The 21,972-nt window shown below is 72.2% G+C and carries 21 protein-coding genes; 10 read left to right on the top strand and 11 right to left on the bottom strand.

Annotated elements, in window-relative coordinates:
- Positions 1–1,113: an ABC transporter ATP-binding protein gene (locus AB4091_RS02910; protein ID WP_442290210.1), complete on the bottom strand. Its 1,113-nt coding sequence runs from the start codon at positions 1,111–1,113 to the stop codon at positions 1–3.
- A gap of 119 nt (positions 1,114–1,232) precedes the next feature.
- On the opposite strand from AB4091_RS02910, the gene AB4091_RS02905 reads away from it, so the two are divergent.
- Both AB4091_RS02905 and AB4091_RS02900 read left to right on the top strand, forming a co-directional pair.
- Complete coding sequence (locus tag AB4091_RS02905) at positions 1,233–1,985, top strand: FadR/GntR family transcriptional regulator (RefSeq protein ID WP_442290209.1); 753 nt, start codon at positions 1,233–1,235, stop codon at positions 1,983–1,985.
- A gap of 5 nt (positions 1,986–1,990) precedes the next feature.
- Positions 1,991–2,722: a cache domain-containing protein gene (locus AB4091_RS02900; RefSeq protein ID WP_442290208.1), complete on the top strand. Its 732-nt coding sequence runs from the start codon at positions 1,991–1,993 to the stop codon at positions 2,720–2,722.
- A gap of 22 nt (positions 2,723–2,744) precedes the next feature.
- On the opposite strand, the gene AB4091_RS02895 is transcribed toward AB4091_RS02900, so the two are convergent.
- Positions 2,745–3,596, bottom strand: a complete 852-nt coding sequence (locus AB4091_RS02895; protein WP_442290207.1) for a hypothetical protein — start codon at positions 3,594–3,596, stop codon at positions 2,745–2,747.
- A 6-nt stretch (positions 3,597–3,602) separates the two neighbouring features.
- The gene (locus AB4091_RS02890) at positions 3,603–4,199 is read right to left on the bottom strand and encodes a hypothetical protein (RefSeq protein WP_442290206.1); all 597 of its coding nucleotides are present in this window, start codon (positions 4,197–4,199) and stop codon (positions 3,603–3,605) included.
- Positions 4,200–4,320: 121 nt separating this feature from the next.
- Here AB4091_RS02890 and AB4091_RS02885 point away from each other — a divergent pair, with 121 nt between their 5' ends.
- The gene (locus tag AB4091_RS02885; protein WP_442290205.1) at positions 4,321–5,076 is read left to right on the top strand and encodes a DUF5995 family protein; all 756 of its coding nucleotides are present in this window, start codon (positions 4,321–4,323) and stop codon (positions 5,074–5,076) included.
- A gap of 119 nt (positions 5,077–5,195) precedes the next feature.
- Positions 5,196–6,068, top strand: a complete 873-nt coding sequence (locus tag AB4091_RS02880; protein ID WP_442290204.1) for an alpha/beta fold hydrolase — start codon at positions 5,196–5,198, stop codon at positions 6,066–6,068.
- Between the two features lie 21 nt (positions 6,069–6,089).
- Here AB4091_RS02880 and AB4091_RS02875 read toward each other — a convergent pair whose 3' ends face one another.
- Positions 6,090–7,223: an ROK family transcriptional regulator gene (locus AB4091_RS02875; protein ID WP_442290203.1), complete on the bottom strand. Its 1,134-nt coding sequence runs from the start codon at positions 7,221–7,223 to the stop codon at positions 6,090–6,092.
- Positions 7,224–7,310: 87 nt separating this feature from the next.
- Between AB4091_RS02875 and AB4091_RS02870 the strand changes: the two genes are divergently transcribed.
- Entirely contained in the window at positions 7,311–8,603 is a 1,293-nt protein-coding gene (locus AB4091_RS02870; protein ID WP_442290202.1) for a DUF1479 domain-containing protein, read from the top strand.
- 47 nt (positions 8,604–8,650) lie between these two features.
- Here AB4091_RS02870 and arsC read toward each other — a convergent pair whose 3' ends face one another.
- A complete protein-coding gene (arsC, locus tag AB4091_RS02865) occupies positions 8,651–9,010 on the bottom strand; it encodes an arsenate reductase (glutaredoxin) (RefSeq protein ID WP_442290201.1) in 360 nt (119 codons plus the stop codon).
- Positions 9,011–9,152: 142 nt separating this feature from the next.
- Here arsC and AB4091_RS02860 point away from each other — a divergent pair, with 142 nt between their 5' ends.
- Entirely contained in the window at positions 9,153–9,950 is a 798-nt protein-coding gene (locus AB4091_RS02860) for a hypothetical protein (RefSeq protein WP_442290200.1), read from the top strand.
- A gap of 14 nt (positions 9,951–9,964) precedes the next feature.
- On the opposite strand, the gene AB4091_RS02855 is transcribed toward AB4091_RS02860, so the two are convergent.
- The 5 genes from AB4091_RS02855 to AB4091_RS02835 all read right to left on the bottom strand — a co-directional run bounded on the left by AB4091_RS02855 (position 9,965) and on the right by AB4091_RS02835 (position 15,879).
- Positions 9,965–10,807 (bottom strand): DinB family protein, encoded by an 843-nt coding sequence (locus AB4091_RS02855; protein ID WP_442290199.1) that lies wholly within the window; start codon positions 10,805–10,807, stop codon positions 9,965–9,967.
- Positions 10,808–10,868: 61 nt separating this feature from the next.
- Positions 10,869–13,094, bottom strand: coding sequence for an acyltransferase family protein (locus AB4091_RS02850; RefSeq protein WP_442290198.1), 2,226 nt, complete (start codon positions 13,092–13,094; stop codon positions 10,869–10,871).
- Between the two features lie 236 nt (positions 13,095–13,330).
- Positions 13,331–14,416: a redox-regulated ATPase YchF gene (gene ychF, locus AB4091_RS02845; protein WP_442290197.1), complete on the bottom strand. Its 1,086-nt coding sequence runs from the start codon at positions 14,414–14,416 to the stop codon at positions 13,331–13,333.
- 67 nt (positions 14,417–14,483) lie between these two features.
- Entirely contained in the window at positions 14,484–15,023 is a 540-nt protein-coding gene (locus AB4091_RS02840) for a histidine phosphatase family protein (protein ID WP_442290196.1), read from the bottom strand.
- Between the two features lie 16 nt (positions 15,024–15,039).
- A complete protein-coding gene (locus AB4091_RS02835) occupies positions 15,040–15,879 on the bottom strand; it encodes a thioesterase family protein (protein WP_442290195.1) in 840 nt (279 codons plus the stop codon).
- Between the two features lie 85 nt (positions 15,880–15,964).
- Between AB4091_RS02835 and AB4091_RS02830 the strand changes: the two genes are divergently transcribed.
- Together AB4091_RS02830 and AB4091_RS02825 are read left to right on the top strand one after the other, a co-directional pair.
- Positions 15,965–17,197 carry a DNA recombination protein RmuC gene (locus AB4091_RS02830; protein ID WP_442290194.1) on the top strand — a complete coding sequence of 411 codons (1,233 nt, stop codon included), beginning with the start codon at positions 15,965–15,967 and terminating at the stop codon, positions 17,195–17,197.
- Between the two features lie 90 nt (positions 17,198–17,287).
- Entirely contained in the window at positions 17,288–18,976 is a 1,689-nt protein-coding gene (locus AB4091_RS02825; protein WP_442290193.1) for a substrate-binding and VWA domain-containing protein, read from the top strand.
- A gap of 25 nt (positions 18,977–19,001) precedes the next feature.
- On the opposite strand, the gene AB4091_RS02820 is transcribed toward AB4091_RS02825, so the two are convergent.
- Positions 19,002–20,036 (bottom strand): 4-hydroxy-3-methylbut-2-enyl diphosphate reductase, encoded by a 1,035-nt coding sequence (locus tag AB4091_RS02820; RefSeq protein ID WP_442290192.1) that lies wholly within the window; start codon positions 20,034–20,036, stop codon positions 19,002–19,004.
- 82 nt (positions 20,037–20,118) lie between these two features.
- Between AB4091_RS02820 and xseA the strand changes: the two genes are divergently transcribed.
- Together xseA and AB4091_RS02810 are read left to right on the top strand one after the other, a co-directional pair.
- A complete protein-coding gene (xseA, locus tag AB4091_RS02815; RefSeq protein WP_442290301.1) occupies positions 20,119–21,666 on the top strand; it encodes an exodeoxyribonuclease VII large subunit in 1,548 nt (515 codons plus the stop codon).
- A 10-nt stretch (positions 21,667–21,676) separates the two neighbouring features.
- A complete protein-coding gene (locus AB4091_RS02810) occupies positions 21,677–21,967 on the top strand; it encodes an exodeoxyribonuclease VII small subunit (RefSeq protein WP_442290191.1) in 291 nt (96 codons plus the stop codon).
- Positions 21,968–21,972 lie beyond the last annotated feature (5 nt).

Here is a 21,972-nt window from a genome sequence, read left to right as displayed (position 1 = left end):
TCATGTGGTTGGGAATTCGTGTGATGAGGCGCCCTGCCCCTGCAGCTCGGGCGTGGGTGAGCCAGGCACGTCGATGACGTGCTCGGACCGCCACCGGAGGGCGACTCGGTCGCCCCGGCGCAGGGTCGCGCCGTCCGCCCGGACTCCGGTGTTCTGTTCGAGGGCCGTCAGCCGGCCCCCCGCGTCGAGCGCGACGACGTAGCGGGTGACGGGCCCGCCGTAGACGACCTCCTCGAGAGAGCCCTCGGCGCTCTGGTGCCCATCGCCGGCCCGGCCCCCGGCCGGCACGACGAGGAGCTTCTCCGGTCGGATCGCGACGGAACCGGCGCGGCCCAGGACCGAGCGCGCCGCCTCCCCGGTGAGCAGGTTGGAGGTGCCGACGAAGCCCGCGACGAACGCGGATGCCGGGCTCTCGTAGACCTCCTGGGCCGTACCGACCTGCTCGATGCGGCCGGCGCTGAAGACCGCGATGCGGTCGGAGAGGGTGAGTGCCTCCTCCTGGTCGTGGGTGACGAAGAGGAAGGTGATGCCGACGTCGCGCTGGATGGCCTTGAGCTCGACCTGCATCTGCTCGCGCAGCTTGAGGTCGAGGGCGCCGAGGGGCTCGTCGAGCAGGAGCACGGTCGGCCGGTTGACGAGGGCCCGGGCGAGGGCGACGCGCTGCCGCTGGCCGCCCGAGAGCTGCGACGGGCGTCGCGAGCCGTGGTCGCCCAGGCGCACCTGCTCTAGCGCCTCCGCCACGCGGGTGCGCCGCTCCGCCCGGCCCACCTTCTTGACGAGCAGGCCGTAGGCGACGTTCTCGGCCACGCTCATGTGCGGGAAGAGCGCGTAGTCCTGGAACACCGTGTTGACGTCGCGCTCGTACGCCTGACGCCGCGTGACGTCCGTGCCGGCGAGCTCGATGGCACCGGCCGTCGGCTCCTCGAAGCCGGCGATCATGCGCAGCACGGTCGTCTTGCCGGACCCGGAGGGCCCGAGCATCGAGAAGAACTCCCCCGACCGCACGTCGAGGTCGATGTCGTCGACCGCGACGACCGGAGGGCTGCCGGGGAACTCCTTGCGCAGCCTGCTCAGCCGGATCGCCGGCACACCGGGCGCCTGGTCGGCCGCCATGGTGACTCCTCGGGTCGTCGGGGCGCCCGTCGTCGAACGCACTTCTGCCTCTGGACGGAAAACGTATGGGTCCATATGTTTATGCGCAAGCGGTGTGCCCAAACTGTTGCGGAGGCTCCATGGCGGATCGGTCGATGCCCCTCGGCCCGTATGCCGCCGTGTTCGCCCCGCTGCCCGCCGCGGGCCGTGCGGAAGCCGTACGCCGTCGCCTCGGAGAGGCCATCGCGATGGGCCTGCTGCCCGACGGGAGCATGCTGCCGGCCGAGAGCGACCTCGCCGACCGCTTCGGTGTCGCCACCGTGACCGTGCGCGAGGCGCTCGGCACGCTGCGTGACGACGACCTCATCGTCACGCGGCGCGGCCGGGGCGGCGGTTCGTTCGTCAAGGCACCCCACGACGGAGGCAGGGCCGCCCTGCTGGCTCGCCTGGCCCATGTGGGACTGGGAGAGCTGCGCGACCTGGCCGACCACTACTGCGCCATCAGCGGGCACTGCGCGGCGCTGGCGGCGGAGCGGTCCGATCCCGACGACGTCGCGCGCCTCCGGCGGCTCGCGAGCGCGCGTGCCGACCCGGACGAGCCCAGCGGCATACCTCGTCTCGAGGGCAGCTTCCACCTCGAGCTGGCCGCGGCGGCCCAGTCAGCCCGCCTGACCCGAGAAGAGATGGTGCTCCAGCGCGAGATCGGACCCGTGCTGTGGCTGGCCGACGTCGAGCTGGGGGCTGCGACCGCAGCCGCCCACGGCGCCATCGTCGATGCGGTGGCTGCCGGCGATCCCGGCACGGCCCGGGACCGCGCGGAGGATCATGTCAGGCAGCTCTTCGAGGCCGTGAAGGCCCTGCACCGCCTCACCCGATCACGAAGGACCCGGTGACGAGCATGACGACCACCACGACCGACACCGACGTGGCCCGATGGGTGTCCGACTTCGGGCAGTGGGTCTTCGGCCAGCTCGACGACCTCGGCGACCTGCTCACCGGACGACTCTCGGGCGCAGCACCACGTCGCGCCGACCTCGACATCGAGGAGCGCTGCCGCGCCATGCTCGCCGACCCGCAGACTCCTGTCGCCGGCGCAGGGGCCGTGATGGCCCCCGGCACGCTCGCAGACGCCCCCTACTGGCTCGAGTGGTGGACCACCGAGAGCCGGGGAGGCTCCACCACCATCGCCAAGCTCGCCGCGGAGACCGACCCACGTGCAGTCGGCTTCCGCGACTACACCGAGCTGCCTTGGTACGCAAAGCCGCTCGAATCCGGACAGCGACAGGTCACGGGACCTTACGTCGACTACCTGTGCACCGACCAGTACACCCTGACGTTCACGCAGCCGTTCCTCGTCGACGGCGTGTTCGCGGGTGTGGTCGGGGTCGACGTGCTCGTCGCGTGGTTCGAGGAGCACCTCCTCGACGTCATGGGCACGCTCGACCGCACGTGCGTGCTCGTCAACGCGTCCGGACGCGTCGTGACGTCGTCCGACCCGACCTGGGTGACCGGCGACCTGCTGCGTGGCCTGCCGGTCGAGGCCTGGCTGGCGGGCCGGGCCGCCCCGCACCCGGACTGGAGCGCCACGCACTGCACCGGCCTGCCGTTCCTCGTGCTGACGCCGCTCTGAGGACCTCGTCCGGTCGTCTGGGTCACGGGGCGCGCTCGCGCCGGCCCATCCGCGCCCAGAGCGCCACCGAGGCGGCGAGCGTGGCGACGAATCCTCCGACGAGCAGCCAGGTGAGCACGCGGTCGGTGCGCAGGTCCGTGCGGGCCCGGGCCAGGGCGACGAGCATCAGGGCCAGCATCACGGTCTCCACCTCGACCATGAGCCGCACACGCACCCACCGCGGGTCCCTCACGACGACGAGCCCGGCGCTGCCCAGACAGAACACCGCCCCGACGACGCGACACGTCAAGGGGGTGAGCACCCACGGCCAGACCGGGATCACCGTCGCCGGCGTCACCTCCATGACGAGCCCCGTGGCGAGGGCGAGCCCGGCGCCGACGGCCACGACAGTGCGAGCGAGCCCTCCGAGACGGAGCTCAGCGGGGCGAGGCGGTGACGCAGTGCGCTGGTTGGCCAGCCAGGCTGCGAGGACGAGCACCGGGGCCGTGAAGTAGAGCGCCGCCCACAGCCAGAAGGCGACGTGGCGGTGGTTGAAGCGGTCCCAGTGCAGCATCGTCGCGACGCCGAGCAGCCCCGCGAAGAGCGTCACGGCGACCAGCCCGGCGCCCACCCGGGCCCAGCGACGCTCGCGCAGCACTCGCACGAAGAACCAGGCGCCGCCGAGGTAGGCCGAGGCGAGGACCATGGGGGTCAGGTCCGGGCGGATCGTCCACGCGAAGAGCCGCTCCGTGTCCGACGGGAAGCCGTAGAGGATGACGAAGGCGGTGACGAGGATCGGCACGAGCACGCCCGAGAGGACCCTCGTCGTCGGCAGCACGCGGTCGTCACGCGCCGACGGGGACGCTGGGTCAGTCTCGAACGGCCGCGCGGACATGCGGCGTCACGAGCCGACCCGGCCGATGGCGGCGAGCAACGCGGCATACGACGCGACGAGGGCGCGCCGCTCGGCCGCGAGCAGGGGGTCGTCGAGCACGCACCCGGCGCGCACCCAGCGGTCGGAGAGGTCCATGGCCTCGACCCGGTGCTGGGCGGCGGGCCACACCAGGTCTGCCTCCGCGCCGTAGACGTACGCGTAGAGGTCGACGAGCGCTCCGACGAGGTCATCCGTCGTGACCGCCCCGTCGTGCTGGTGCTCGCGGTGGACCCGCCACCACTCGACCTCGAGGGTCGAGGCCTGAACCGGGTCGAGGTCGAGGTCGCTGGAGCTCACGACGAGTGCGTAGAAGTCGCGCATGAGCTCGCGCGCCCGATCGGGCTCGTTGTCGGGGAAGGGAGCCCACGCCTGGTTGGCACGCAGCACCAGCCAGGCGCCGCGCAGGGTGTCGCGACGGTTCATGCCGAACCCGGCGGCCACCATGCCGACCGATGCCCTGAGGAAGCTCGCCCACTCATGGCGGTAGTAGGCGGCCCAGGCGTCGGTCTCCCGCTGCCCGACCTCGACCGCGTCGAAGGACCGCGGGCCGTGCCTGCGTCCCATCCGGCCTCCTCGACACTGGGTGACCTCGTCGGCAGCGGCTGCCCACGCACCGAATCCCCTGACGCCGCTCGACTCTCGTTCCAGACTAGGGACAGGGGCCGACCCGGGTGAGGAGAACGCGATGACCCAGACGGGCCAGCGGGGCATCGGCGACGTCGTCGACCGGATGACGCGGCTGCTCGACGACCTGCCGCCGCAACTCGCGGCTCGTCGGGCGTTCCTCGCCACCTACCTGCGCACCACGCAGGCGGTCGCCCAGGCGATCGACGATGCCTCGTTCGAGGACCCGGCGTGGGTCGAGGCCTGGGACGTCGTCTTCGCGGACCTCTATCTCGACGCCCTGGAAGCCGACCTGTCGGCCGGCCGACGCGCACCTCGGCCGTGGGCGCTCGCCTTCGCGGCGCCCGCCGAGCTGCCGCCGCTCCGCCAGGTGCTGCTCGGCATCAACGCGCACATCAACTACGACCTCCCGCAGGCCCTCCTCGCGGTCATCAGTGATGCTGACTTCGCCGACCCGGTGCTCCTGGACCGGCGGCGCCGGGATCACGAGCGGATCGACGGCGTGCTCTCCGGGCGGGTCGCGGCGGAGGAGGACGTGCTGTCGCAGCAGTCGGCCAGGCGGACCCTCGACCGCGCCCTCAGGCCCCTCAACCGGCGGGCATCTGCGCGGTTCCTGCGGGAGGCACGGAACAAGGTGTGGCACAACGCGATCGAGCTCCAACGCACCCGACTCGAGGGACCTGGGGCGTATGCCGTCCGGCTCGCAGAGCTCGAGCTGCTGAGCGCCGCTCGCATCGCCGACCTGCTGGCGCCGGGGCAGGTGCTCCTGCGCCTCGCCGTCGCCGGTTTCGGCGTCGTGCTGCCTCCGGCGGTTTGAGTGGTCGCAGCCCGCTGGTGCGTCGACCGGCGCACGGGGCGCCGTGCACGATTCGGGTCATGCGAGTCGCCCGGCGGGTCTAACCTCGAAGCAGGGGTTCGCGGACGCGAGGGGGTGTCGTGAGCGTGCTACAGCCGCAGGTGATCTCGCTGCACGGCCATGCCCTGTCGTTCGTCGACAGCGGGGCCGGTGAGACGGTCCTGTTCGTCCACGGGCTGCTCGGGTCGCACTCGAGCTGGGGGCACCTGATCGACCGCCTCGACGACCGCCACCGTGTCGTCGTGCCCGACCTCTTCGGCCACGGCGCCTCGGCGAACACGAACGGGGACTACTCGCTCGCCACCCACGCCGCGACGCTGCGCGACCTCATCGACCGCCTGGGGATCGACCGGGTGACACTCGTCGGGCACTCCCTCGGGGGCGGCATCTCCCTCGAGTTCTGCTACCTCTTCCCGGAGCGCGTCGAGCGTCTCGTGCTCGTCGGCAGCGGGGGCCTCGGCAGGGAGGTCAACCCGGCCCTCCGGGCCGTGACCCTGCCCGGCGCCGAGTGGGTGCTGCCCGCCCTCGCGTCGGGGTGGGTCCGGGGCCGCGTCGAGACGATCGGCCGCACGATGGCGCGCGTCGGCTGGCGCGCGAGTCATGACATGCGGGCCGCCTGGGACGGCTTCGCCCGGCTGAGCGACGCCGAGAGCCGTCGGGCGTTCCTCACGACGACGCGGGCCGTGCTGGACGCCCGTGGTCAGACCGTGACGGCGCGCGAGTACCTGCCCGACCTCGTGGGCCTGCCGGTGCTCGTCATCTGGGGCACGAACGACATGGTCATCCCGTCCCGTCACGCCGCACGCGCCAAGGAGGCCATCCCGGGCTGCCGGATCGAGCTGTTCGACGGTGCCGGCCACTTCCCGCACCTCGACGACCCCGACCGTTTCGCCGACCTCGTGCGCGACTTCATCGCGACGACAGGTCCGGGCCTGACCGAGACCGCCAGCTGACGACGCCCGGCACCCTTGCGGCTAGGGCGCGCTCGGCTCGCGAGCGGCCAGCACGATGAGGTCACGCAGCTGCTCGAGCGCTGCCGAGCGGGCACCTGCGAGCGGCGGGCGCTCGACCACGCCGGCGGGGGCCACGGGCACCGGACGCGGCAGCCGGGCAGCCTGACGGGACAGCTCGGCGAGGAAGTCCGTGTCGCGCCCCCACCCTCCGCCCACGACGACGATCTCGGGGTCGGTGAGCGCGACGACCGCAGCAAGGACTCCGCAGAGCGCAGTGCCGAGGGACACGCAGGTCGCCCGGTCGGCCGTCCGGACGAGCTCGAGGTCGACCGCGGTGGACCCCGCTCGCCGCAGACCGAGCTCGGCGAACACCCGGGTCAACGGCATGGCCCGATCGCCCGGGCCCGTCGTGACGAGGTGGGCGATCTCGCCGGCCAGGCCCGAGTGACCGCGCCTCACCTCGCCGTCCGCGACGACCGCACACCCGAGACCCTCGTCGAGGTAGAGGTAGACGAAGTCGCGGCATCCTGCGGCGCCGCCGGCTGCCGCAGACTGCTCGGCGCGCGCGGCCCAGTTGACGTCGTTGTCGACGAGAACCGGCCCGTCCACCGCTTCGGCGAGCAGCGACGCGGGGTCGAGGTCGCCCACGAGGAAGGGCGAGTCGGGGAGGTGGACGAGGCGCCCGGATGCGCGGTCGACGGGGTCGGCGGCGCTGACGGCGGCCGTCCGGATGGGCAGCGCCCCCGGAACGCCGGCCACGGCAGCGACCGCCTGGGCCACCGCCCGTGCCGCCCCGCCGGCGTCGGCGTCCCGGTCGAGCGCCACCTCGGCCGTGCCGGTGCGGTCACCGTACGCGTCCACGGTCTCGGCGACGACGCCCTGGGCGGTGATGCCGACGACGAGGGCGGCGCCGCACGCCGGCGAGAGCGAGTAGTACGAACCGGCTCGACCGCGTCCCCGGCTGCGCTCCCCCGTGTCGACGACGACGCCCGCGTGCTCCAGTCGGCGGAACGCCTCGGAGATCGTCGGCTTGGAGATGCCTGTCAACCCGGCGACCTCGGCCCTGGTCAGCTTCCGATGCGCCATCAGGGCGCGGAGCACGTGCTCGTCGGTGAGGGACCTCAGCAGCTCGAGGCTCGGCTTCGCGGACGACATGCCACCACTCTAGTTAGGACTCTTGCCCAAATGCTCGCGACGCGCTACCGTTCTTGTTCGTAAGGAGTCCTCACCAAAGGAAGAGCCATGACCGCAGCACCCGTCAGCCCGTCCGTCTCCGCCCTGCCCCAATGGGAGAGCACGCCCGACGACCTGCCTCGCGCGGTCCGCGAGATCAAGCAGGCGATCCGCGCGCGCATCGAGGCCTCCGGCCGCACCGTCGAGGAGGCCTTCGCCGTCGTGGCGCGCCGGGTCACCGAGCGCGTCGCCGAGATCAGGACGGCCAGGGAGCGCGGCGAGGACGTCTGGCCGGTCATCGCCTACGCCGACATCGCCGACGGCACCGTGACGCGCGAGCAGCTCGCGAAGCTGCAGCGGCGCGGCTGCCTCGTCGTCCGAGGCCACTTCCCTCGCGAGCAGGCGCTCGGGTGGGACTCCGGCATCGTCGACTACGTCGAGGGCAACGGGTTTTTCGAGAGCTACCGTGGGCCCGGCGACGACTTCTTCGGCAGCGTCGGCTCCAAGCCCGAGATCTATCCCATCTACTGGTCACCGGCCCAGATGGAGGCCCGTCAGAGCGAGCGCATGGCGACCGTCCAGTCCTTCCTCAACAGCCAGTGGAAGCACGAGTCCGACGGGATCACCTGGTTCGACCCGGACCGCGACTCGCTCTACCCCGACCGCATCCGTCGACGGCCGCCGGGCGCGGACTCCAACGGCCTCGGCGCCCACTGCGACCCCGGCACCCTCGACCTGTGGATGACCGAGGGCTACCAGCAGGCCTTCCGGCACCTCTTCGACGGCAGCGTCGAGGAGTACGACCCCTGGGACGCAGCCCACCGCACGTCCGGCCCGCAGTACCCGGGCACGACCATGTGCTCGGCGTTCCGCACCTTCCAGGGCTGGACTGCCCTGTCGGACATGGCGCACGACCAGGGCGTGCTGCACACGGTGCCGATCCCAGAGGCGATGGCCTACCTCATGCTGCGCCCGCTCCTCGACGACGTCGCCGAGGACGACATGTGCGGCGTCACCACCAACCAGGTCTTCCCCGTGAGCGAGAAGTGGCACCCACTGCTGCTCGAGGCGCTGAGCGGCATCCCGGACGTCCAGGCCGGCGACTCGGTCTGGTGGCACTGCGACATGATCCACAGCGTCGCACCCGTGCAGGACCAGCAGGGCTGGGGCAACGTCATGTACGTCCCGGCCGCCCCGTGGTGCGAGCGCAACGAGAGGTATGCCACGGAGGTGCGTGAGGCCTTCGTCAGCGGTTCCAGCCCGAGCGACTTCCCGGAGGAGCACTACGAGCGCAGCTGGCCCGACCGGTTCACGCCGGCTCAGCTCAACGACACCGGTCGCCGCGGCCTCGGCCTCATCTGACGAGTTCCGTTGTGCTGCACGCGGATTGACCCGCCCGACGAAGCGGGTCAGTCCGCGAGGAAGGCGGCGACCCGCTCCTTGGGTCGGCCGATGATCGCCCGGTCGCCCTTGACGAGGACGGGTCGCTGCATGAGCCGCGGGTGCTCGACGAGCACCTCGATGACCTGTTCGCGCGTCGCGACGTCGGCCTCGGTCAGGCCCAGCTCGGCGAAGTGGGGATCGCGCCGGACGAGGTCGCTCGGCGCGTCCTCGAGCTTGTCGAGCAGCTCGCCGAGGGCGGCCGCGTCGAGCGGCTGGCGCAGGTAGTCGACGACCTCAGCCTGCACGTGCGCCTCGTCGATGCGCTCCAGCGCGGCTCGTGAGGTCGAGCAGCGGTTGTTGTGCAGGATCGTCAGGTCGTCGCTCATGAGCCGACTCTAGTGAGGCCCGCGCGCTCGCGCGCCGGGCGTCGGAGCCGTCGGCGTCGCTGTGTCCCCGCTGGGTTCGGGGGGACACTGGGAGCAGGCGGTTCCGACGCCACGGGGCCGCAGGACCTGGGCAGGAGGCGCGGTGGCAGGCAGAGCGATCGTCGGGCTGGCCGTGGGAGTCGTCGTGGGGCTGAGCGCCTGCACCGGGGCGCCGGGCGCAGGTGCGGGCTCGACGGCCACGCCGACCGGCGCGCCGGTCGCCAGCAGCGGCGCCGCGCCGACGACGGATGCCCAGCCCAGTCCCCCGCCCGCGGCGGTTCCCGAGGCCCCGCACGTCGTCGACCGCGACGCGTACGCCTTCCGCACCCCTCGTGCCCTCCGCGCCGGGGCGACCTACCGCCTGCGCATGCCCGGCAACCTCTTCGCGACGTTCCCTGGGTCGGCCCTGACCGTGGAGATCACGCCCTCCGATGACGCGTGGTGGCTCTTCGAGCAGGGGATCGTCGTCGAGACACCGACCTTCGTCAGGGAGGACGCAGGCATCCGCGTGATGGAGCTGGACGGGCTGCCGTTCGGACCCTGCCGGGCGCAGACCAGCGTGCCGACGGACCCCGGGCCCACCCCCGGCGACCTCGCCCGCGAGGTGCTGTCGCGGTATCCCTTCAAGGTGATCGAGCCGATCACGGCGACGGCACGGTTCGGCGGATCCGGCGTGCACCTGACCGCGCAGCTCGACGACCCCGAGGCAGGCCTCTGCGACAACGGCGGCGTGATGACCTACCGCCCCATGGCGGCCCAGCAGGAGCTCGTCGAGCTGTGGGTCGTCGTCGTGCACGGCGAACGGGTCGTCGTCGAGCGGTCCTGGTTCCCCGACACCAGCCGGAAGGTCCTGGCAGCCCAGCAGGCCACCCTGGACTCGCTGCGCCTCGTGCCGCTCTGACCCCGGCGGCGAGGTCAGCGGCCGGCGCGCGCCACGGAGTCGAGGTCGCGCACGGCATACCGGTGGTGCTCCCACTCCTCCTCGAGGATGGTGTGCAGGCACGACAGGACGGTCTCGCCGTGCTCGGGGGCGTGGGGGTTGCTCCGGCCCTCCTCGAGCTCACGAGCCGAGACCCGGCCCAGGAAGTCACGCACCATGGCCTGGCGACCCGCCCGCGCCTCGAGCACCTGCTCGAAGGGCGGCGCGGGGGCGGTGAAGGCGGACTCGTCGTATGCCTCGGTGTCGTGGTCGTCGTTGGGCAGCCCCAAGGGATGATGGGGCTGCTCCACCCGGAGGACCGCCCTGCCCAGCCACACGTCGGTCGCCATCACGAGGTGACGCAGCGTCTGGGCGAGCGACCACTCGCCGCCCACCGACGCGTCGACCGTGCCGTCCGGCATGCTCGTGGCGCGCTCGAGGGTGGCTGCCCACGCCTGCTCCACCGCCGCCCAGGCCTCACGCAGGCCCGACGGGCTCGTCGCCGAGCGCAGCTCTCGTCCGGGAAAACGCCGGTTCAGCTCGGCGTCGACGAGAGGCACCACGTCCACGCCGTTGACCAGCAGCCGACTCCCGCCCTCCATCAGCCACGGTGAGTCGATCTCCATGCCGGCGACGTCGCAGCCGCGCACGACGACGTCGCTCAGGTCGCAGCCGACGAACCTCGTGCCACGCAAGCGTCGCCCGCGAACCAGCCTGCCACCGTCGGCGCTGTCGGCACCGTCGGCGCTGTCGGCACTGTCGGCACTGCCACCGTCAGCGCTGCCACCACCCACCAAGGCGTCGAGCCCGCCGTGGTCGTCGCGCCGCCCCTCGTCCATGGTCAGACGATGGCACAGGCCGCCGACACCGGCCACCGGCCCGCTCACCCACGCAGGACGGTCAGAGGCCGAGCTCCTTGCCGAGGACCGGCTTGAGTCGCTGGGCGTACGTGCTCGTGATGTGGTTGCTGTCGCGGTAGACGATCGTGTTGCCGACCACGATCGGGCAGGTCTCGGCGCAGAAGTAGGGCAGCAGGTCGAGGTAGCGCGCTCCCGTGGCCGCGGTCGCCGACTTCCAGCCGCTGTTGCGCGAGGCGACGGCGGAGGACATCGGCTTGACGCACGTGCCCATGGTCGCTCGCTTGGAGCCCAGGCACTTGCCGGCGTCCTGATCGAGGATCGACACGTCGCTGAACACGGTCACCGTGGTGCCGGGGAGACGGGAGTGCACCTTGGAGAGCATCCGCTGCGCGCCCGCCGTGAACCGCTCGGTGTCCTGGCCGACCTGCAGCGGCCCGGTGCCGGCCTCGTTGACGAGAGGTGTGCCGAGGAAGCCGCTGATGAGGATGTGGTCCGGCTTGAGGCGGGCGATCTGGTCGAGAGCCCACTGACCGAACTTCCGGCACTCGGGATAGGCCTTCCCCCGGTACCACTCCACCTCGTCGAGGGGCACGCAGCTGGCCTTGGTGAAGGGGACGATCCTGTAGCCGCGCTCCTTGGCGAGCTGCTCGAGGGGACGCATCCACATACCGATGTGGGAGTCGCCCCACAGCACGATCGTCCGCGACGCCTTGGTGTCGCCGCTCGGGCAGATGTCGACAGTGAGGGCCTCTCGTGAGGCCGAGCAGGTGCCCATCGGGTGGGTGATGTCGCCGAAGAGGTCGGGCAGGGCCGGAACGAGCGGTGTGGCCAGGGGCGCGTTCTGGCGAGCGAGGGCCGATGCCCGGGCCACGTCGGCGATCAGCTGCTGGGGCGTCTCGGGTGCGCTGTTCGACGCGGGGAGAGCGGCCGCGGACCCTCCGGTCCGGCTCGCGTCGTACGCCCAGACGCCGGCCACGCCGGCCAGCACCATGGCCACGGCCGCCGGCCACAGCAGCAGCGAGCGGTTGACGGAGCGGCGGCGGGCCCGGGCGGTGCCGCGGACGTCGGCCCGCGACGCGGCGCCGCCCTCCGGCTGCGCGGCGGCGCTCGCCTTCGCCGGGTGGTGGAACGGCGTCTCGACCCATCGGTAGCTGGCCCAGGCGAGCAGGACGGACGCAGCCAGGGCGAGCAGCCGCTCGAGGAGCCCGAGGTCACGCACGAGGTAGGCGCCGGGGAGGATCAGCAGCGGCCAGTGCCAGAGGTAGAGCGAGTAGGAGATGTTGCCGACGAAGCGCATCGGACGCGTGTCGAGCAGCAGGCGCGCTCCGGCGCGGGGACCGTCGATGCCGCCGCCGAGCACGAGGGCCGCGCCGACGACGGGCAGCGCCGCGTGCCATCCGGGGAACGGCGTCGCCGAGCTGAACGTGAGCACGGCCACGGCGATGGCGAGCAGGCCGGCCCAGGAGGCCACCCCCTTCACCGCGGCCGGGAGGCGGGCGATGCGGCCGGCCGAGAGCGCCAGCAGCGCGCCCACGCTGAGCTCCCACGTGCGCGTGAAGGTCGAGTAGTAGGCCATCTGCGGGTTGGTTCCGGTGCGGTGGACCGACCACCAGAAGGAGAGCAGCGCGAGCAGCAGCACGAGGGCCGCCGAACGACGGAGGGCGACGGCGCGGGTGGCCGGCCGAGACGAGCCCGACGCCCCTCGGGCCCGGGCACCGAGGTACATGATGAGGCCGATGACCGCGGGCCACACGAGGTAGAACTGCTCCTCCACGGCGAGCGACCAGAAGTGCTGCACCGGCGAGACGAACGCGCTCGTAGAGAAGTAGTCGGTGCCGGCGAGGGCGAAGTCGATGTTGGCCGAGAAGAGGGCGGCCGCCCCGATGTCCTGGAGGACCAGGTGCAGGTTGTTCGTCGTGTACACGAGCAGGGAGACGAGGCAGACGACGAGCAGCGCCACCGTGGCGGCAGGAAGGATGCGCAGGGCACGCCGGGAGTAGAACCCGGTGATCGAGACCCGACCGCTCTTGGTGACCTCGCGCGCGAGGATCCCGGTGATGAGGAAGCCGGAGATGACGAAGAAGACGTCGACGCCGACGTAGCCGCCGGCGAAGCCGACGATCTCGGCGTGGCTGAGCATGACCGAGAGAACGGCCACCGCACGCATGCCCTGGATGTCACCCCGTCGCTGCGCGCGCGGGGCGCCCGTGGCCGCCTCCGCGGACTCCTGCCGCTGACGGGGCGGCATGTGGACCTGCTGGGACACGGTGCTCCTTGTCGGTCGGCGGTGGGTGTCGGCTGAGGGGGCTGGTGTCGGCTCGTGGGGCCGCACCGACGTCTGTCGGCGGCGCTCAGATTACCGCCTTGCGGCTCCCGCTCCCGGGACGAGCGCCGTGGGCGAGACGGCCCTGTGGCGGTGGGTGACGGGAGTGACGGCTGGGACGCGCCCTGCGGAACGCACAGCGGTCGCGCTGCCGCTCGGACGAGGACCCCCGGCGGCGGTTACACGTTGAAGCGGAACTCCACCACGTCGCCGTCGGCCATGACGTATTCCTTGCCCTCGATGCGGACCTTGCCGGCCGACTTGGCGGCGTTCATCGACCCCGCTGCGACGAGGTCGTCGAAGCCGACGACCTCCGCCTTGATGAAGCCGCGCTGGAAGTCGGTGTGGATCACGCCGGCAGCCTGCGGGGCGGTCCAGCCCTTGCCGATCGTCCAGGCCCGCGACTCCTTGGGGCCCGCGGTGAGGTAGGTCTGCAGGCCGAGCGTGTGGAAGCCGGTGCGCGCCAGCTGGTCGAGGCCGGACTCCTCGGCCCCGAAGCTCTGCAGCAGCTCGAGCGCCTCGTCGGGCTCCATCTCCATGAGGTCCATCTCGAGCTTCGCGTTGAGGAAGACGGCGTCAGCGGGAGCCGCGAGCTCTCGCAGCGACTGCTGGAGGGACGCGTCAGCGAGCTGGTCCTCGTCGAGGTTGAACACGTAGATGAACGGCTTGGTGGTCAGCAGACCCAGCTGCTTCGCCTCGGCGAGGTCGACCCCGGCGGCCGGCCCCGCGGCATACAGGGTGTGGCCCTCCTCGAGGACCTTCTGCGCGGCCTGCGCGAGCTCGAGCGCGGCCTTCTTGTCCTTGTTGATCCGCGCCTCCTTCTCGAGGCGCGGCACGGCCTTCTCGAGCGTCTGGAGGTCGGCGAGGATGAGCTCGGTGTGGATCGTCTCGATGTCGCTGGCCGGGCTGACCTTGCCGTCGACGTGCACGACGTCGCCGTCCTCGAACGCACGCACGACCTGGCAGATCGCGTCGGCCTCGCGGATGTTGGCGAGGAACTTGTTGCCGAGGCCCTCGCCCTCGCTCGCGCCGCGGACGATGCCGGCGATGTCGACGAAGCTCACGGTCGCCGGCAGGATCTTCTCCGAGCTGAAGATCTCGGCGAGCGCGCCGAGCCTCGGGTCGGGCAGCGGCACGACGCCGACGTTGGGCTCGATCGTCGCGAACGGGTAGTTCGCTGCGAGCACGTTGTTCTTGGTCAGCGCGTTGAAGAGCGTCGACTTGCCGACGTTGGGGAGACCGACGATTCCGATGGTGAGTGCCACGGGGACAAGAGTCTAACGGCGCTCGGGCGGGCTCCCGACCACGATCACGTATGCCGTCACGCCGGGCTCACTCGAGCGTCCACTCCCAGCCCGGCCGCCAGTCGAACGGCGCGTCGACGAGCTGCTCGAGCGGAGTCGCGTCGAGCAGGTGCTGGATCGCCCAGCGGTTGGCCGAGTGGGCGATGAGCAGGACGCGCTCGCCCTCGTGGTCGCGGCGCAGGTCCGCGAGCAGGCCTGCGGTGGCCACGACGACGTCGCGGTAGCTCTGGCCGCCCCCGGGGAACGGCTCGTCGACGTGGTGGGCACGCACCTTCGCCAGCGCCGAGACCGGCGCACCGTTGAGCGTGCCGTAGTCGCACTCGCGCAGCCGGTCGTCGAACCGGACCCGGGAGTCGCCCTCGCCGAAGGCGATCCGGGCCGTGTCGACAGCGCGGCCCAGGTCGGAGACGTAGACGGCGGCGAGGCCGTCGTCGCGGCGCCGCTCACCGAGGGCGGATGCCTGGTGCCGGCCCTCCTCGGACAGCCGGCCGGGCAGCCACCCCGTGGCGATGCCGGCCTCGTTGTCCTCGGTGGTGGAGTGGGTCTCGTAGACGAGCCGGACGGTCACGTCATGACCAGACCCGTCACCGCGGCATCCGCACGCCGCACAGCTGGCGCGACTGGGCCACGAGGTCGCCGGCGGAGTCCCAGATCATGGCGTCCTCCTCCATCATCCCGCCGCCGAGGGTCTCGCTCGACAGCGAGACCCGCAGCCAGCCCGGCGCCGGCCGGCGGCGGATGTGGCCGGTGAACTCGAGCGTCGGCGTCCAGCCGAGGAGGCCGAGGTCGAACGCGACCGGCGGCAGTGCGTCGAGCGCCATCATCAGCATCGTCGTGTCGGGTTCACGACCATCGCGCAGTCGCAGCCACCCCCGCATGACACCGCGCATCGAGGGCTTGCCGAGGGCCCAGCCGGCGGTCGAGGGGTCGAGCCGCAGGTCGAGCCGCTCGAGGAACTTCGCGTTGGCGAGGAAGTCGGGGGGCGCCTGCTCGGCCGAGAGGCACTGGTCGGGCGGCGGCAGGTCGGGCGGCCCGGCCTGGCGTTGCACCTCGAGGTCGGTGAGGTTGCCGAAGGATCCGATGGCGCGCATGCGCTCGACCGGCTGCCCGTCGTCACCGACCTGGTGGATCGCCATCTGCCCGGTCGAGAGCTTGCGGCCGCAGCGCATCACCTCGGTGGTCACCGTGAACGGCCCGGGCCGTGAGGCGGTCATGAAGTACGCGGACAGCACCACCGGGTCGACGTGCTCTGTGGTCTCGGTCGGGTCGCCCGCGAGGTGCTCGCCCAGCGCGCGCAGAGCCGTCGCCATGACCAGCCCCCCGTTGACGGCGTTGCCGATCATCCACTCGTCGTGGAAGGTCCCGCGCCTGCGCGCCGGGTCGTCGCCGGCCTCGAGCCGGGTCGCGTCGTCGTACTCGCTCACCGTCCAAGGTCTAACAGAAGCCCCCGACGGGGTATGCCGGGGTGTCGCCTCCGTCACTGTCGGCGCCCTCTGCGACGGTGTGGCCATGGACACCACCGCGCTGCTCGTCGGGCTCCTCGTCGGAGGACTGGTCGGCGCTGTCGTCGCCTGGCTCTCGGCGCGATCGGCCCTGCTCGCCCGCTCCGCCGCGGCCGAGGCCGAGCGCGACGTCCTGCGCGAGCGGGTCGGCGACCTCGAGGCGGCTCGTGAGGTCGACGACGCGACGGCCGCCCTGCTCGCCCCGCTGCGCGACACCATCGGCAGGGTCGAGCGCCAGGTCGGGGCGCTCGAGCGCGACCGTTCCCTCCAGTTCGGGCAGCTGGGCGAGCGACTCACCGACGTGAGCCGCTCCACCGAGTCGCTGCGCACCGAGACGGCCACGCTCGCGAGCGCCCTCAACGCCTCGACGGTGCGCGGCGCGTGGGGCGAGGTGCAGCTTCGCCGGGTGCTCGAGCTGTCGGGCCTCATCGCCCGCTGCGACTTCGACGAGCAGGTCACGCGCACCAGCCGGCACGGCGCCACCGTGAGACCCGACGCCGTCATCAACCTCCCGGGGTCGCGCCACGTCGTGGTCGACTCCAAGGCGCCCATGGCGCACTTCCTCCAGGCGCACGGCGACACCGTCTCCGAGATCGAGAGGGCCGAGCTGCTGGCCGCCCACGCCACCTCCGTGCGCCGCCACGTCGAGAGCCTGGCTGCCAAGGCCTACTGGACCGCCTTCACCCGCTCCCCCGAGGTCGTCATCTGCTTCGTCCCCGGTGAGGCCATCCTCGCCACGGCGCTCGCGGATGACCCCGGCCTCTACGAGCACGCGCTATCGCGCAAGGTCGTCCTGGCCTCGCCGGGCACCCTCTTCGCGGTGCTGCGCACCATCGGGGCCATCTGGCAGCAGGACGCCCTCGAGCAGAACGCCCGCGAGCTGCTCGCCATCGGGCAGGACCTCTACTCCCGCCTCTCCACTCTCGGCGGGCACGTGACCACGATGGGCCAGTCGCTGGCGCGCTCGGTGGAGCAGTACAACAAGTTCGTCGGCACGCTCGAGTCGCGGGTGCTCGTCACCGCACGACGCATGCACGAGCTGCACCTGACGAGCGACCGCCCGCCCGCCCTCGAGCCCCTCGAGGTGGCGCCCCGCTCGCTCAGTGCGACCGAGCTCACCGACGACCTCGGACGCGACGCGCGCGACGACGCCTTCCTCGGGCGCGCGACCGGCGAGCCCGGCAGCCGGGACGCCGCAGGGTCCGCACGCGACACCGGCGCGAGCGAACGCTCCGCCTGAGGGTCAGACCCGTCGCGGTGTCCGCTTTGTCCAGAAAATGGACACCCGTTGGGCTGCACCGGAAAATACGCGCGTGGGAACAGGTAGAGCATGACCGGGGCGGGGGGCCCGGGTTCTGGAGAGTCCGGCGGACCGGGTCGACGCGTCGGCCCCTACGAGCAGAGCCTGCGTGAGTCGCGCGAGCGGGTCGAGGCTGCTGCACGCCAGCGAGCCCGGCGTCGCCGGCGCACTCGACTGGGCGGCGCCGCCGCGATCGTCGTCGTCGCCGCAGCCCTGGGCTTCGGCGCCTACCGCTACCTCGGCGCGACGGACGTCCCGACCGCCCTGCCGACGACAGCCGCCCAGCCCACGTCGTGCACCGACCCCGTGAAGGTCCGGGTCTCGGCCGCGCCGGCCATCGCTCCTGCGGTCGCCGCCGCGGCCGAGGACCTCGCCAAGCAGACCGACGGCCCGTGCGCCGCCTACACGATCGACTCCGAGGAGCCCTACGCCGTCTCCGGCTCGCTCATCGGAACTGCACGGCCGGACGCCTGGGTGACCGACTCCGGCTCATGGACGAGCCGTGCGGGCAACGTCTCGGGCACACCGGTCGAGGCCGGCGCGCCCTTCGCCTCCAGCGCGGTCGTCATCGCGATGAAGGACTCACGGGCATCCACCCTCGGCACCCGTCTGGGCTGGGCCGACCTGCTCGGTGGGCCGGTCGCGGTGCGGATCCCCGACCCGCGCCGATCCGCCGTCGGCGAGGCAGCCCTCTCGGTGGCGACCCCGCTCGTGCTGGAGGCACGGCTGCGCACCGTCGCGGCCGCCGGCGACGCGTCGCTCGACCAGGTGGCGGCGTCGGACGGCCGCGCGGGCGCTGTGGTCACCCAGGCCCAGCTCCTCGCCTGGAACGCCGAGCATCCAGACCAGTCCCTCGCTGCCGTGGCACCAGCCGAGGGCGCGCCCGCCGTGGACTACTCGGTCGTCTCTCTGACCACCGATGCCGCCAAGAAGCCCCTGGTGGCAGCGCTCGAGAAGCACCTCACATCCGACTCGTCACGAAAGCTCTTGCAGGACAGCGGGTTCCGCACCTCGGGTGGTGATCCCGCTGATCCCTCACCCCTCTACGGCACCATCTCGGTCGCGGGCAAGGCAGGCGGTGCCCCGCTCGCGAAGGCCACAGGCCTGTGGGCCACTGCGTCGAAGCGCACGCAGGCGCTGCTGGCCGTCGACGTCTCCGGGTCGATGCTCGAGCGCGACAAGGAGGGCAAGCGACTCGACGTCCTCCAGCGAGCCACCGTGCGCGCCGTCGGGGGCGCGAACCCCGGCACGCTCGCGTCGCTGTGGATCTACTCGCAGCACATCGGGTCGCGCGGCGACGACTTCCGCCAGCTCATCGACTTCACACCGCTCGGGGACGCCAAGCGGGTCGCCGGGTTCGACAAGGCGGTGGCGGGCCTCGACTCGTTCGTCGGCGGCGGCAGCGGCCTGTACGACACCATCGCGTCGACCTACGACCGCGCCCAGAGCGCCTGGCGAGCCGGCTACACCAACACCGTGGTCATCGTCGCCGACGGCCCGAACGAGGACGACTACGGCCTCACGCTCGACCTGCTCAAGCAGCGTCTCGCCGCGACCAAGGACGCCGCGCGCCCCGTTCAGGTCGTCGTGCTCGGCCTGGGCGCCCGGGTCGACGCGGCGGCGATGCGCCAGGTCGTGGCGATCACGGGTGGGCAGTACGTCGCCGGCCCGTCGCTCGACCGCCTGCAACCCGCCCTCGTGGCCGCCCTCGGCGGCTGAACGACCCGGGCGCGAGCCGCGCCCCTCAGTGCAGCGAGCCGGCGTCCTCGAAGGCCGCGTCGTGGCGCACCGTGCCGGACTCCTCGCCCTTGCGGGCCTTGAGGTCGCGACGCAGCTCGTTGGGCAGCGAGAAGAGCAGGGACTCCTCGGCGGCGATGACCGCCTCGACCTCACCGTAGCCGCGCTCGGCGAGCCAGGTCAGCACGTCGCGCACCAGCACCTCGGGCACGCTGGCTCCGGACGTCACGCCGACGGTGGTCACGCCCTCGAGCCAGGCCTCCTCGATCTCGTCGGCGAAGTCGACGAGATGGCCGTCGCGCGCGCCGTGCTCGAGCGCGACCTCGACCAGCCGGACCGAGTTCGACGAGTTGCGTGACCCCACGACGATCATGAGATCGGTGTCCTGCGCCATCTGCTTGACGGCGAGCTGACGGTTCTGGGTGGCGTAGCAGATGTCGTCGGACGGCGGGCTCTGCAGCGCCGGGAACTTCTCCTTGAGGCGCGCGACCGTCTGCATCGTCTCGTCGACCGACAGGGTCGTCTGCGAGAGCCAGACGACCTTCTCGGGCTCGCGGACCGTGACGTTGTCGACGTCGTCGGGGCCGTCGACGAGGGTGATGTGCTCGGGGGCCTCCCCGGCGGTGCCGACGACCTCCTCGTGGCCCTCGTGGCCGATAAGCAGGATGTCGAAGTCGTCATCGGCGAAGCGCACCGCCTCGCGGTGCACCTTCGTCACGAGCGGGCAGGTGGCGTCGATCGTCTTGAGGCTGCGCGCCTTCGCCTCCTCGTGCACGACGGGTGCGACGCCGTGCGCCGAGAAGATGACCGTCGCACCCTCGGGCACCTCGTCGGTCTCGTCGACGAAGATCGCACCGCGCTTCTCGAGGGTGTTGACGACGTGCTTGTTGTGCACGATCTGCTTGCGCACGTAGACCGGCGGGCCGTAGAGCTCCAGGGCCTTCTCGACGGTCACGACCGCCCGGTCGACACCGGCGCAGTAGCCACGCGGCGCCGCGAGGAGGACCTTCTTGGCGGACGTCTGGTCGGCGGGCTGGCTCATGGCCCCATCGTAAGGGGCGGTGCCTCGCGCACCCGATTCACGGCCCGGGGGCCACGACACCCTTAGGGTGGCGCGGGTGAGCATGACGAGCCCGCTGCCCGACAAGGCCGCCGACACCACGGCCGAGCAGCCATGGCCGGTGCGGGTGCTCAGCCTCAAGATCTCCGACTACGTCGAGCGGATGAGCCAGCTCTGGGTCGAGGGCCAGGTCGTGCAGTTCAATCCGCGCGGAGGCACGGCGTTCCTCACGCTCCGCGACCCCGACGTCGACATGTCGCTGTCGGTGTCGGTGCCGATGAACGCCGTCAACGCGATGCCCATCCCGCTCGCGCAGGGCGCCCGGGTCGTGCTGCAGGCCAAGCCGACCTTCTGGACCAAGCGCGGCACCCTGCAGCTCGAGGCCCGTCAGATCCGTCCAGTCGGCATAGGCGACCTGCTCGCGCGCGTCGAGATCCTCAAGCGCACCCTGGCCGCCGAAGGGGTCTTCGACGCCGAGCGCAAGCGACCGATCCCGTTCCTGCCGCACCGCGTCGGGCTCATCACGGGGCGCAGCTCGGCAGCCGAGAAGGACGTCGTCGAGAACGCTCGGCGCCGTTGGCCCGCAGTCGTCTTCGAGATCCGCGAGGTGGCCGTCCAGGGAACGTCCGCCGTCACCGAGGTGGTCGCGGCCCTGCGCGAGCTCGACGCGCTGCCGATGGTCGACGTCATCGTCATCGCCCGCGGCGGCGGTGCCCTCGAGGAGCTGCTCCCCTTCTCCAACGAGGCGATGATCCGCGCCGTGGCGCAGGCCCGCACCCCCGTGATCAGCGCCATCGGCCACGACGTCGACCAGCCGCTGCTCGACTTCGTGGCCGACTGGCGTGCCTCGACCCCGACCGACGCCGGCAAGAAGGTCGTGCCCGACGCGGCGCGCGAACGCAGCACCGTCGACGGGGCACGCGACCGGCTGCGACGCGCCCTCGCGCGCCGCGTCGAGTCCGAGCGGTCGGGACTGCGCGCGCTGGTGTCGCGCCCGGTCATGGCCGACCCCGTCGCGCTCGTGCGGGCGCGACGTCAGGAGATCTCCTCGCTCCGGGTGAGGGCTGCAACGCGCGTCGAGGCCCGCCTGCACCGCGCCGCCGACCAGACCGAGCACCTGCGCCGGCAGGTCGTCGCACTGTCGCCGCAGTCGACCCTCGAACGTGGGTATGCCGTGGTGCAGCATCGCGACGGACGCATCGTCATGGACCAGGACGACGTCGGCGTGGGCGAGCTGCTGCGCGTCCGCGTCGCGCACGGCGACTTCGGGGTGCGGCCGGTCGGCGACGGCGCCGACGAGACCTCGGAGCGTGGCACGACGCGTACGCGACCGGCGGGCGACGGCACATCGGCGGCGCGGACGACGGCGCGCACCACCACCAGGGCGACGACCCCCCGGAAGACGGCGGCGTCCCGGAGCGCGACGGAGGCCGCCGTCAAGCAGGGCGTGAGAAAAGCCGCCAGGGCGACGTCCAAGGGCGCGAGCAAGGGCGCCAGCAAGGCTGCGGCGAAGACGGCGGCGGAGGCAGCGGTCACCCCGCCGGTGGAGCCCCTCCCCCTCGATCCTGGCAGCGATGCCGGCGACGCCGACCGCAGTGACGGGACGTCGTAGGGTGACGCCCATGGCTGACGCGACCTCGACCGACGGCACGTTCCCTGACATCGCGGCGATGCGCTACGAGGACGCCCGCGAGGAGCTCATCGGCATCGTCGCCAAGCTCGAGGCCGGACAGGCTCCGCTCGAGGACTCCATGCACCTGTGGCGGCGCGGCGAGGCGCTGGCGGCGCACTGCGGCACCTGGCTCGACGGCGCCCAGGCCGAGATCGAGCGGGCGACGAGGCCGGCCCCGGCAGCCGATGCCGCCACGCAGGTCCACGCCGACGACGCCGTCTTCGACGACGACGACTCCTGACCGAC

This window comes from Terrabacter sp. 2RAF25, assembly GCF_052115265.1.
In the GTDB taxonomy this organism is placed as follows: domain Bacteria; phylum Actinomycetota; class Actinomycetes; order Actinomycetales; family Dermatophilaceae; genus Terrabacter.
This window is presented reverse-complemented; position numbering and strand designations above follow the sequence as displayed.

Bases quoted from the DNA above. Each gene is read 5' to 3' on its own strand.
- AB4091_RS02910 (WP_442290210.1), bottom strand. From the start codon at position 1,113: ATGGCGGCCGACCAGGCGCCCGGTGTGCCGGCGATCCGGCTGAGCAGG.
- AB4091_RS02905 (WP_442290209.1), top strand. From the start codon at position 1,233: ATGGCGGATCGGTCGATGCCCCTCGGCCCGTATGCCGCCGTGTTCGCC.
- AB4091_RS02900 (WP_442290208.1), top strand. From the start codon at position 1,991: ATGACGACCACCACGACCGACACCGACGTGGCCCGATGGGTGTCCGAC.
- AB4091_RS02895 (WP_442290207.1), bottom strand. From the start codon at position 3,596: ATGTCCGCGCGGCCGTTCGAGACTGACCCAGCGTCCCCGTCGGCGCGT.
- AB4091_RS02890 (WP_442290206.1), bottom strand. From the start codon at position 4,199: ATGGGACGCAGGCACGGCCCGCGGTCCTTCGACGCGGTCGAGGTCGGG.
- AB4091_RS02885 (WP_442290205.1), top strand. From the start codon at position 4,321: ATGACCCAGACGGGCCAGCGGGGCATCGGCGACGTCGTCGACCGGATG.
- AB4091_RS02875 (WP_442290203.1), bottom strand. From the start codon at position 7,223: ATGTCGTCCGCGAAGCCGAGCCTCGAGCTGCTGAGGTCCCTCACCGAC.
- AB4091_RS02870 (WP_442290202.1), top strand. From the start codon at position 7,311: ATGACCGCAGCACCCGTCAGCCCGTCCGTCTCCGCCCTGCCCCAATGG.
- arsC (WP_442290201.1), bottom strand. From the start codon at position 9,010: ATGAGCGACGACCTGACGATCCTGCACAACAACCGCTGCTCGACCTCA.
- AB4091_RS02855 (WP_442290199.1), bottom strand. From the start codon at position 10,807: ATGGACGAGGGGCGGCGCGACGACCACGGCGGGCTCGACGCCTTGGTG.
- AB4091_RS02830 (WP_442290194.1), top strand. From the start codon at position 15,965: ATGGACACCACCGCGCTGCTCGTCGGGCTCCTCGTCGGAGGACTGGTC.
- AB4091_RS02825 (WP_442290193.1), top strand. From the start codon at position 17,288: ATGACCGGGGCGGGGGGCCCGGGTTCTGGAGAGTCCGGCGGACCGGGT.
- AB4091_RS02820 (WP_442290192.1), bottom strand. From the start codon at position 20,036: ATGAGCCAGCCCGCCGACCAGACGTCCGCCAAGAAGGTCCTCCTCGCG.
- xseA (WP_442290301.1), top strand. From the start codon at position 20,119: ATGACGAGCCCGCTGCCCGACAAGGCCGCCGACACCACGGCCGAGCAG.
- AB4091_RS02810 (WP_442290191.1), top strand. From the start codon at position 21,677: ATGGCTGACGCGACCTCGACCGACGGCACGTTCCCTGACATCGCGGCG.